Source organism: Thalassotalea sp. Y01, from assembly GCF_012932945.1.
In the GTDB taxonomy this organism is placed as follows: domain Bacteria; phylum Pseudomonadota; class Gammaproteobacteria; order Enterobacterales; family Alteromonadaceae; genus Thalassotalea_A.
Map to the genome: position 1 here is coordinate 1 of NZ_JABBXG010000029.1, position 372 is coordinate 372.

The window sequence follows — 372 nt, forward strand, 5'->3', positions numbered from 1 at the left end:
ATTTAGAAAAGCCCGCTCATTAGAGCGGGCTTTTTACTTTCTGGGTTTTGTGAAGGCTCGACCTACTACGTCGTTATCGAAAATATGCGTCCCTGTACGTCACCGCTCCTGTGCATCCATGCACCCGCGGCATTAGTGCGTCCCTGTACGTCACCGCTCCTGTGCATCCATGCATCCGCGGCATTAGTGCGTCCCTGCACGTCACCGCTCCTGTGCATCCATGCACCCGCGGCATTAGTGCGTCCCTGTACGTCACCGCTCCTGTGCATCCATGCACCCGCGGCATTAGTGCGTCCCTGCACGTCACCGCTCCTGTGCATCCATGCATCCGCGGCATTAGTGCGTCCCTGCACGTCACCGCTCCTGTGCATC

At 58.3% G+C, this 372-nt stretch carries 1 protein-coding gene; it reads right to left on the minus strand.

Annotated features, from left to right (window positions below; genetic code table 11):
- Window positions 1–65 precede the first annotated feature (65 nt).
- Window positions 66–372: hypothetical protein (locus HII16_RS16685; protein ID WP_211183549.1), on the minus strand; the 307-nt coding region annotated here is incomplete at its 5' end.